At 57.3% G+C, this 10,668-nt stretch carries 8 protein-coding genes and 1 tRNA gene; 4 read left to right on the top strand and 5 right to left on the bottom strand.

Translation table 11 applies throughout. The annotated features are described in order from the left end of the window. Positions 1 to 94 precede the first annotated feature (94 nt). Positions 95 to 706 carry a lysophospholipid acyltransferase family protein gene (locus M4951_RS06650; protein WP_315985771.1) on the top strand — a complete coding sequence of 204 codons (612 nt, stop codon included), beginning with the start codon at positions 95 to 97 and terminating at the stop codon, positions 704 to 706. A 12-nt stretch (positions 707 to 718) separates the two neighbouring features. After that, positions 719 to 1,744 (top strand): phosphatidate cytidylyltransferase, encoded by a 1,026-nt coding sequence (locus M4951_RS06645; protein ID WP_262025698.1) that lies wholly within the window; start codon positions 719 to 721, stop codon positions 1,742 to 1,744. 557 nt (positions 1,745 to 2,301) lie between these two features. On the opposite strand, the gene M4951_RS06640 is transcribed toward M4951_RS06645, so the two are convergent. After that, a complete protein-coding gene (locus tag M4951_RS06640; RefSeq protein WP_262025697.1) occupies positions 2,302 to 6,180 on the bottom strand; it encodes a family 10 glycosylhydrolase in 3,879 nt (1,292 codons plus the stop codon). A 160-nt stretch (positions 6,181 to 6,340) separates the two neighbouring features. Between M4951_RS06640 and M4951_RS06635 the strand changes: the two genes are divergently transcribed. Continuing rightward, positions 6,341 to 6,868 (top strand): GrpB family protein, encoded by a 528-nt coding sequence (locus M4951_RS06635; RefSeq protein ID WP_262025696.1) that lies wholly within the window; start codon positions 6,341 to 6,343, stop codon positions 6,866 to 6,868. Between the two features lie 166 nt (positions 6,869 to 7,034). Here the strand turns inward: M4951_RS06635 and M4951_RS06630 are convergent, their stop codons facing one another. Together M4951_RS06630 and M4951_RS06625 are read right to left on the bottom strand one after the other, a co-directional pair. Further along, the gene (locus M4951_RS06630) at positions 7,035 to 7,367 is read right to left on the bottom strand and encodes a hypothetical protein (RefSeq protein WP_262025695.1); all 333 of its coding nucleotides are present in this window, start codon (positions 7,365 to 7,367) and stop codon (positions 7,035 to 7,037) included. A 209-nt stretch (positions 7,368 to 7,576) separates the two neighbouring features. Then, on the bottom strand, positions 7,577 to 7,807 hold the full coding sequence (locus M4951_RS06625) for a carbon storage regulator (RefSeq protein WP_262025694.1): 231 nt from the start codon (positions 7,805 to 7,807) through the stop codon (positions 7,577 to 7,579). A 413-nt stretch (positions 7,808 to 8,220) separates the two neighbouring features. On the opposite strand from M4951_RS06625, the gene M4951_RS06620 reads away from it, so the two are divergent. Then, a tRNA-Ser gene (locus M4951_RS06620) sits at positions 8,221 to 8,302 on the top strand. Between the two features lie 151 nt (positions 8,303 to 8,453). On the opposite strand, the gene M4951_RS06615 is transcribed toward M4951_RS06620, so the two are convergent. Continuing rightward, a complete protein-coding gene (locus M4951_RS06615) occupies positions 8,454 to 9,641 on the bottom strand; it encodes a substrate-binding domain-containing protein (RefSeq protein WP_262025693.1) in 1,188 nt (395 codons plus the stop codon). Between the two features lie 200 nt (positions 9,642 to 9,841). Next, positions 9,842 to 10,564, bottom strand: coding sequence for a hypothetical protein (locus M4951_RS06610; RefSeq protein WP_262025692.1), 723 nt, complete (start codon positions 10,562 to 10,564; stop codon positions 9,842 to 9,844). Between the last annotated feature and the right edge of the window lie 104 nt (positions 10,565 to 10,668).

Below are 10,668 nucleotides of genomic sequence, written 5' to 3'. Positions count from 1 at the left end.
GAACCGGGCGCCGCGCGATACGATAGAGGCGTCGACATTTCCCTTATCGTGATCGGCGGTAGATGGATTAGCCGCCTGAATTTTTGCCGTGGACCTGAATCTCACTGCACCATTTCTGGCGGCGCTGGCGAAGGTATTCGCAGGCCCCAGCGTGCGCTGGGTCGACTGCCAACCTGACACGTGTCAGCGGGTCTATTTTGCGAATCATACGAGCCATCTTGATCCGATCGTGATTTGGGCGTCGCTGCCTCCAGACGTTCGTCGGGTCACACGTCCGATCGCAGCCAAAGACTATTGGTCGCGTGGTTGGTTCCGTCGTCATCTGGCCCGTTCGCTGAATGCGATGCTGATTGATCGCGACAAAATCAAAGTTCACCAAAGCCCGGTCGACTTGATGATTCGCGAAATCGGCGACCAATATTCGCTGATCGTCTTTCCGGAAGGAACGCGCGGTCATAGCGATAGCGGCGAGATTCGCGGCTTCAAAAGCGGCATCTATTATCTGAATAAGAAGCGACCTGACCTGGAATTGGTTCCCGTCTACATGGACAATATGAACCGCATCTTGCCGCGCGGCGAATACCTGCCGGTGCCGATGTTAAGTCGCGTCGTATTTGGCCCTCCGATCTGGCTGGAGCAAGGGGAAACGAAAAATGATTTTCTGGCGCGTGCGCGCCAATCGGTGCTGCGACTGCGTGACGTTTGATCGGCCCACGGAATGACTTTGTTCGCTTACATCTTCACACTGATCGCTCAGTCGCAAAGCGTCCATCTGCTGGATGGTCCGACCGGGGTGCTTTTGGGAGTCGTGATCGGCTGCTTGTTGATCGCAACGGCCGCCGGCCAGGTGCTCAAACGCCAACCTGATTCCAGCGTCAATCCGGCGATCGTGCAGGCCTTCATCCACCGCGTCCGCGCGTGGTGGCTGATGACCGCGATTTTGGCGGTCACTTTTTTGATCCCCACACCGATCGCAACGGTCATATTGTTCGGCCTGATTTCGTTTTGGGCAATGCGTGAATTTATCACGCTGACGCCGACTCGACTCGGCGACCATCGGACCTTGTTTTGGGTCTTCTTCGTCCTGACGCCGGCCCAATACGTGCTGGTCGGATTGGGATCGGCGCACTACGAACTGTTCAGTATTTTGATTCCGGTCTACGGCTTCTTGTTTGTCTCGGCCCGCATCGCAATCGCTGGCGACTATAAACGCTTCTTGGAACGGGTCGCCAAAATCCAAGTCGGGCTCTACATCTGCGTCTACGCTTTAAGCTACGCGCCGGCGCTGCTTTATCTCGAGAATTGGAAAAATTCGGACTACACCACCTCAGCCGGTTTACTCTTCTTCTTCATCCTTATCGCCCAACTCAGCGACCTGCTGCAGTTTGTGTGCGGCAAGTTGATTGGCCGGAACGTGATCGCGCCGTCGATCAACGCCAGCCGGACCTGGGAAGGATTCTTCGCCGGCACCGGCGTCACCGCGATCATCGGCGCCGCGTTGTCGCTGACCGGCGCAACGCCGTTTAACTCCTGGCAATCAGCGCTGATGTCAATCGTCATCGCCGTGATGGGCGCCGCCGGCACCATGACCATGAGCGCCATCAAACGAGACCGCGGCGTTCGGGATTACGGAACGTTGGTCGAAGGTCATGCAGGCGTCTTGGACCGGATCGACGCGATCTGCTTCGCCGCGCCGGTCTTCTATCACATCACCCGCTATTACTTCACCACCCTCGCGGGGTGAGGAAGAAAAGGGGAAACGGGAAAGCGGAAGAAGAGCATTGGACCGGACCGGACTGATTTTTTCAACTTGTCCAAACTACCTGGGCGTTAATTTAGGTAGGGTGCGTCAAGACGCACCTCGAAGTGCCGAATCCGCAACCAATCGACTCGCGTGGCAACGCAACCGAGGCGCCATTGCGTTGCCACGCGAGGAAGGTTCTGGATCGGATCAGCAGGGCCTAGTGCGTCTTGACGCACCCTACAAAATCTAAAGGTTGGACCGGACCGGACTGCGTTGAAAATATTCTGCTAAATTGCCCAACTAGCCCGTGCGTTAATCTGGGCAATTTGAACAGCGAGCCCAACTATGGATTGAACCGCTAACGTCGGCACGCTTCGAAACGTCAATTGTCAAAGAGCGCCGGAGCTTTGCTGGGAGATCGACCATCCCCATGCTAAGCGCGCAAATAGGAGCCTATTTTCCTTCTCGCTGCACGGCAATCGACCACGGATCCGTGCGCATTGTCAACGGACAATCTTGGTCCCGAAAGTTGGTCCTCTTTGGGACCGGCCGCCTGTTTAGAACCGCGGGAAGCGGGGGGTGTATTTTCGGAGCCAATCGAAGCGGGATTCTTCTTTTGATTCAACCGGGGCAGCGCGTTCGGGTAAGGTCGCGGTTCGCTCAACCGACTTCGGCTGTTGGGTCAATTCGGGCGCGATCGGTACGCGTTCTTGCAGGAACCGGACCCAGTAGCTGTCCAGAATGCGGTAGCAATCGGCAAATTGACCTTGATGGTACTTGCCGTCGGAGAGCGTTCGCAGCTTTTGCAGTTCTCGCTTTTCCCCTTCGCTAAAACCGACGTCAAATACCTGAACTTCGTCGATCGAAACGTCGCCGGCCCCCATCAAGTCAAACCCAACTTTCAGGTCGACCAGATCAGACGGCAAATCGTAGACGCCATGCTCAAAGATGCGCCAGTTCGCTTCGACCGCCGGATTAGGTCCGGCGCCTAGCGATAGCGGTTGGTAGTAGTCTTGCCCATTCACTTCGCCGTCGACCGAGATCCGTAGCGGCGGCGACAACTGCGCCTTGTTGCTGCGAAGTTGCGCCCGCACGAAAAGTCGCCCAGTGCTGGGACGTGGAATTGGTTGGCTCCGAATCCACGCGACTCCGCCGCCGCTTTGCATCTGCAAGGCTGCAGCGCCGACTGGCGGATTGTCGGGATCGATCGCGATTCTCGCGTCCGCCGCCGCGTTGTACTTCCAACCCAACATGCCGTCGGCCTGCAACGGCGACTCGAAGCCGGGGTTTTTCAACACGGCCAACGGCGGAACGCTGCGCAGACTGCGAAGTCGCAACGAAAACTCTTTGTTGCTTTGATCCAGCGCGGCCAGCAGCGCCGGCGGCAGCAATACTTCGGCCGATTCAAACAGCGTGCCCGGAGTATCAATTGAAAAGGCATCCAAGCCATAGGCCGGCAACGTCAGTGACCAGACGGCGTCCCCAGCGGCCAACGCAACGCTTTCGGCCGATGGTTCACCAAGCGGCGCCGCCGCAGCAGCGGTCGTATTTCGCACCGTCATGTTCAGCGTAATCGGCCACGGAGATGCGTTGGCGAAGTAGCAATAGGTGACCCCATTTTTGACCAGACGACGAGCCACGACCGGTTGTACGGCGCTGGTCGTCGACCAGGCGATGTCGTCAAAACGTTCCCGCGGCAAAGCGGTCAATATTTGCAGCACGTCGCGGACTACTGCTTCTTCGCCCAACGGAACCGACCAGCCGCCGCGCAATAAGATCGCCGGATCGACGTCGACCAGCGCTTCGATCAACGGACGCCGCGTTTGCCGTCCAACGCCCACAAACTCCGCCGCGATCCATGAGAAATTGTCGGCGCCCCCAAACGGGTTCGCTTCGTCCAACTTCGCGAGCCGCATGGTCGCCGGAACATGGAACTCCAATACGCCGCGGTTCACATGCTGACTATAGGCGGCCTCTTCCTGCGAAGCGTTGATCATCTCATACGCTCCCTGGTTCGCAGGCTCCCCTTCCGGTCGTACATAGCCTGTCCGCAACAGCGCGATCGCGTCGCTCGCTTGCAGTTGTTGCCGACTGACGCCGGCTTCGAGCAGCGCCCCGTCCAACGTCATATTGCGCGGCAAGCTGGGCGCCAAGCGATCATTCCAGTCATAGCCGCGGAAAGAGCCTGCCGTGTCGAGCATCAACAGGCCTGCTGGTTTCTTGCGTCGGACGATTTGCGCCGCAGCTTCGTAAAACTGGCTCATTTGTTCGGCACGCCAGGCGAGCCACGCTTGACGATGCTGGGCCAAGATCGCGGTAGAAGGGCGTTGTCCCAATTCTTCGATCGAATTGGCGATGCGCGTCTCTTGTAAGAACCGGGTGACCGTGGCGCGATCCATTCCCCATTTGGCGCCCGGCAATTGGGCGTAGCCGTTCGCGTTCAGTTGCAGCGTAAGGCCGCCAAACGACGGATGATGTCCATAGCGGCCGACCAGTTCTTCGATCAGCTGCTCCATCGCGGTGCGAACTTCAGGCTGCAGCGGATTGTAGTAGGCGCCCTGCCCTCCTGCACTGCTGACATCCATTGCAGCGCGACCTTGATCATCGACCAAATCGAGCCGCTCGTCGCCCAATGACTCGCGCAGTTTCTCAAGCGATTCTAGCGGTGCGTTGAATTCGATCGCCGGGAAGAGCGTCATTCCGGCTCGATCAAATTGCCGCAACAACATTTCCAACACATCTTTTTGCACGGGATCGCGCCCGTCCAAGAAGTAAGCCCCTTTGTCGTACTTGGGATTGGTCCGAATCTGCTCACTCGGAAACAGGGCCGAACCTTCGCTTAGCACCGAGATCGACGCGCCGTTGTAGCCTGCGTGCTGCAGGTACTGGATCAGGCGATCTCCCCCTTCGTAGAAGGTGACCCAGTCGTCGAGACTGCGCTGCGACACCGGATTGACATCTTGCGTGGCCGAGAAAGACGAGCCAAACAACGGCTTTTCATAATGCGCGATCGCCAAGCGACCATCGGCCAGCGGTTTGTTTTTTGTCGGCGCGACGGCGGCTTGTCCCGCCAACACGCGAATTCGGCCAAACACCGCTTCGCCCGTTTCGCGTCGATTGGTCAGCACGACCAGCGGCGTGGCGCTCTTGGGCCAAAAAACCAGACGATGCGTTTTCAGCTCCGCCGTTTCACCTCCGACCAGCCCGCGATTCTCCAGTCCCGCATCGACACCCAGCGGCGAGATCGATCCTCCCGCGTTTGGCTCGATGATGCTGATCCCTAAACTTTGCGCGACGTCGCTGGGGTATTCAATTTCTAAGACATGCGGCTGACCCACTTTTTCAATCGCCAACGGAAATGCGTGCCAACCGTCGACCGTCAGCTCGGTCCATTTGCGATCAAGGTGAGTTCGCGTTGTCGGCGGCTGATTGAACAGTTCGGTCGGGCGTTGGCGGCGCCAAGGGTTGTATTGCGACAACCGCGACATTCGCAGCCACCAACCGGGGCTCGCCGGGTCAATGTCAACGATCGTGCGCAGCGGACCATCTTCGGCCGCAGCAGCCTTTTGCGGATCAATCACGACCAACTGCACTCTTCGTTCGAGCAGCGGCTTGGCCGAGAAAACTAAGTTGGTCAATCGATCTTCGACCAACGTCGCGGTCAGTTCGTAGACCCCTTCTTCTTTGGGAAGCGGGACCGCGTAAGTCGTTTTCAAATCAATCCCGCCGCTGCGATCTGATGTATACGGTTCACTGTGCGTCCAGATCGCATCGGTCTTGCGAGCATGACTCAGCCGCAGGTCCAAGCGCAACTTCGAGCCAAACGACAATTGCGGCTGATTCGCTTGATAGCGAACCGAGAAAGTCTCGCCCGGTGCGAAGATCAAATTTTTGCGATCCATCACGACCCGCAGCGCGTCTCCCGGCGAGCGACGAACAAGTAGTTGCGTCCCTTGCTGATCGAGCGTGGCGCTATGCGAGCGGTCGAGCAACGTCTGCAGCGGGATGACGATCGCCTGGGGGGGCTGCGCGGCGGATTGCGGGTGAATATCAATTTGCAGTTGGGCCGTGATCGGCGCGGTCACCGCAATATCGAAGCCGTCGTAAACGCGCTCGGTACGGTGTTGGATTTGGATAGCGCCATCGATTTCGCGAACCGAGCGAGCCTCATCGGCTTCCATTCCCAACAACCGCTTTAGTGCGATCTTGCCGGAAGAAATGCGAACGTCGCCGCTCCAACTTTGCACCGGACCTCCGCCCCAGGCGATCCGCAAATCAAGCTGGACCGGATCGCCGACGGTCTGCGCCGCGGCGAAATTTCCTAGGCAAAGCAGCGACCAGGCGAAGAGGATGTGCGCATAGCAATAGACATGACGCGTACAATTCTGACGCGCACGCCTCGCCGTCGGACCTCCTTGTCCGGGAGAAAACGCCATCTGCTGGTCGAATTTCGGTTAAGATGCCATCGCAGCAATCATTCCATACTGGTCGCGGATTATAGGCCTTTGATCGTCCCCGCGACTAGAGAGATCTCAGCGGTAATCCAGCGAATTGGGTTTCCCGCAAGCCGCTAGCACCGTCCAAGGAGCGACTGCGATGAGCCAACTTGTTTTGTACGCCTATGATCCCCGCTGGCCGCAAGCTTTTGAACAGATGAAATCGAGCCTGCGTTTTGCCGCGGAGGGGCTTATTTCCACGGTCGAGCATGTCGGTGGAACGGCGATTCCGCTAGCGCCAGCACGAGACGGGGTCGTCGATTTGCTGGTCGGCGTCGACAATGCCGACCACCTTGCCGAAGTCGCGCCCTATATCGAGGGGCTTCGCTTCACGGCCGTCGAGACCCGTCTGGCCGAAGAAGGAGTGCTCGCCGAATATCGCCGCCGACGATTTGGCGGTACCCCCGCCTATCGCTTGTTATTGACCCCTGCGAGCGGAGATTTTTGGCGCACCGCGGTGCAGTTCCGTGACGCGATCGCGCACTGCGGCGGCTCGACCGAGCGCTATGCGCAACTCAAACGGCGTCTGGCGATTCAAGGGGTCGACGGCGCGCAGTACGAACTATCGAAGCTCGTTTTCTTCCGCCATATCGAAGAGCAACAAAGCGGCGGAGATCGAGAAGCATAACCTGCAGGCGATGCAAGCCAGCCGGAGAGTGGAGAGGCTCGGGGAAGTCGTCGTTCGGCGCCCAGTCGCGCGTTTGACAGAGCGCCTCTCTACTCTCCGGCTATCGGCTCACATCGGCGATCAGCGGCAACGGATCCGCATGACCGCAGGGAGGTAATCGGGAGAGTTACGCCGTAGCGTCGTCCGCAGAGGCGTCGGACGTCAGGTGATCTGGTTTCGCCGTACGACGACGGCGCTTCGTCTTTGTCGTGCTCCACTCTTTGGTGAGCGATTCAAAGACGTCGGGCGATTCGTAACGAATCACGTTTTTGCCTTCCGGCATCGGGCCAATCAGGCCGCGGAAGATCGGCATTCCTCGCAGCGCTAGATCGGTGCTGCAATCTTCGACGCCGACTTGAATATGCATTTTCAGCAGCGGTTCGGCGTTGTCGTAATCTTTGATCCGCAGCTGACCATTTTGTCCACGGGTCACAATTCGGAACGTATCCTTCTTTGCCATAATACCTGCTCGCTGGTGTCTCGTCGGTCGATCCAGTCGCTGTGGCGACAAGGATAGTTATCGACGTGCTGCTAGCAGAGACAAAGGTTTTCTGGCGAAGGACTTAAAGCGAGATTATCGGCTATAAGCGGCACAACGCGTACGATAGGCGTCTCACCACCCGGCTTGGTGATGCAACAGGTTCGACAGCGGCTCTGCTTCGGCCGAAACTAGCCGACATACGATTTCTCGTGATGCGATCCAACGTGCGAATAGAACGGAATCGCGGCCGGCATTTCGTCCTTCTCGTCCCGCAGCTCTAACTCGCCGCGACGGATCCCCATCTCAGGCGGTGCGTCAATGCCGATGCGAACTCGACCACCCTTTAATTGACTGATGGTGACCACGATGTCGTCGCCGATGCGGATGGTTTCGCCGGGTTTGCGTGTCAGTACTAACATATCGAAGGCTCCTTTGGAGAAATCAGAGGGGAAATCCATTTACCTTGCCTGAGCGAAGGCGTTGTAGAAGCAAACGACAAACCAAACAGGGAGAAAGTGACCAAAACGCCAGATTTTCTCAATTTTGGCCACTTTTCGACCAGTTTTGCTCAAGTAACGAAGTGCTACTACCGACAGGCGCCCCACCAGACTGGTTTCAATCCGGCCAAGTCCGCAAAAAACGACAACGGACATCAGGACCGATTGAACAGCAAAATCAAACGCTTGTCCTCTTCGCTAAGCGTTACCACCGGACAAGTTGACCATGCACTGTTTCAAGATGAGACGAATCATCCGCATTCTCCCGCCGCTGAACCGCTAGGGGAGCGGACTTGTCTCTCAGACGTCCGACGGTAAACTAAGGGACTTGCCCAGGAGGGTATGCGAATGGTTAGCAACCTGACTCGAAATCAGGCGCCGGGCAACCGGTTGAGGGTTCGACTCCCTTGCCCTCCGCTTCAAGCCGGAATGGCTGTTGAGATAAGGACTTGTGAGATAATCGCGGGTCCTTTTTCTGTTTCTTGGGGGATGTTGCTGACGACTGCAAAATTGGGCCAGTCGATCACCGGATCCACGAAGGATCAGCGAACAGCCAAAAATCGCCAGCTCAAACTTCCTTCAACATCTCCAGATGCCGCTTGCGATATTGCGCCGGCGTCATGTTGAGCATGCGAGACGTCATGCGGTTTAAGCATGAGTAGTGGGAGAAGCCGACCAGGTTGGCGATTCGCTGGGTCGATAGGTTGGTGGTTTCCAGCAGATGTTTGGCCCGATCCAGGCGGATTTGCTGGATCAAGTCGCCCATGGTTCGGCCGGTTGTCTTTTTGAAGTCGAGTTCCAGCGTTCGCAGCGACACTTGCACGGTATCGGCGACGGTTTGCAGTTGAACTCCGTCGCAAGCGTGACGCTGGATGTACTCAAGCGCCCGCTGAACATCGGTGGTCGGCGTCTGTTTGGCGCCGACGGTGGAATGTCGCGCCACCAATTCGATGGCCGGCACTTCGAAAGTGGTTTGTTCTAGCTCGATCCCTTGAATCCGCTGATGCAGGCAACGAACGGCCTGATAGCCGGTTTCTTCACGATTGACGCGGATGCTGGAGATCGGCGGATCGCAGAGCCGAGCAATCGTCGTATCGCCGGTTCCGACGACGCCCACTTGCTCGGGGATCGACAGTCCCATCTCCTGGGCTTCTCGCACGACCATCGCCGCGATCCTGTCATTGAAGCAGGAGACCAACGTCGGCTTTTGGAAACTGGCCAATAACTGTCGCACCGCCTGCTGCAACGTATCGTCAGATTGCTGATCGTAGTTGACGTTGGGAATCGAGAGAAGTTCGAGAGCCTGCAATGAGATGCCGTGCGGCTTCAACTGCGTCTCCAATGCTGCGCGGCGCATTTCGGACGTTTTGGTTTCGCACGTCCCGACAAAAGCCACATGGCGAAAACCGCCGCTGATCGCATGGTCGGTCGCCAGCCGAGCGAGCGAGGCGCTTTGAGGAAAGAAGCAAGGGATCCCGGTTCCGATCAAGTCTCCCACGGCGCAGACGATGGGGACCTCTCCACGTTGCAGCCACTCGACTACGCCCGGCGTATGGCCCGCGATCACGATGACTCCGTCCACTTTCCCACGCCAGGGAGGAGAACCTGCAAAATTCTCGTCCGAAACCGAGAAGCGAAAATCTCGAATCTGGATATAGGGTTCCTCGGCCAGATATCGCAGGATCCCATCCATCGTCCAACGCGCGTTTTCCGTCCATGTCGGCGCGTGAAATCCAACGGTGATTTTTGCTTGCATCTGATTATCAGCCAATGGCTTGCGCTGTTGGTCACCTATCGTGCGCCTCCGATTATATACCAATTGGGCAGACGGTCACCAATTCTCTCCCCAACTGCAAAAATACCACCCGCAGCAACGACCTAGCGTTGGCGAACAACCAATTGAGAAAGAGAGTTGACGTTTGCTAATCGCGTGCTTTAGATCGAATTTGCCGGGGCCTAGAAATGGTCGGTGCGATCGTGGTTCGCTGCGGCCGCCGAGAGTTTCTTCACGGTCACGATCCAGCGCTCGGCGATTTCGACGCCGGCTTTCCGTTCTAAGCTGCCGGTGACTTTCACCTGTTTGCCGTTCAGCGTGTCGGCCAATTTGCGGAGTTGCTCGTTTTGACTCAGATTCAGTTCCCAGGTGATCCCTTGGGCGGTAATTGTCGTCCCGGTCGTTCCGCCGCCGATGGCGACCAGCCCGGACTGCAGCTTTCCAACCACAGTGACCTGGATCGAACCTTCGCCTGTTTGGTCTGCCTGGTCGGCAGCGATCGGGTTGCCGTTGACCCGTTTGACGCCCGCTTTGTTGACGGCGACCAGCTTATACCCAAAGCCGGGCCCCGCCATCCGCGTGCCGGCGACGACAAAGCGAATTTCTTCTACTTGCATTGTCGGGCGCAGCATGACGAGATTGGGCCCATCCACAATTCCGACCAATACAATTTGCTGGGTGAAATCAATCTTCGGCATCTCTTCATTCGGTCGCCAAGCGGTCCACAATTTTTTCCATGGCTCCGCAGCGGTGATAAATCCCGACTTCGGCGCCAGACTCTTCAGTGATTTGTCAGGCGTTTTACCTGACCAATCTTGCGTCGCTTTCACTTCCAATTCGGTCGCCAATCCCAGCGGAGCAACCGCCGCCGTTAATAACAGAGCGAGTAATAGACGAGTCAACATGCGTATCTCCCTGGATCGATGAAAGTGCGATCTTCTCTTTCGTAACGACGACGGAAAACTGCGTTTCGTTTTCAGGAAAGTAGACGGTTGCCCGCATTCTCAAC

Source organism: Blastopirellula sp. J2-11 (assembly GCF_024584705.1).
Taxonomy (GTDB): Bacteria; Planctomycetota; Planctomycetia; order Pirellulales; family Pirellulaceae; genus Blastopirellula.
Note: the sequence above shows the minus strand (reverse complement) of the source record. Positions and strands in the feature narration are given on the sequence as shown.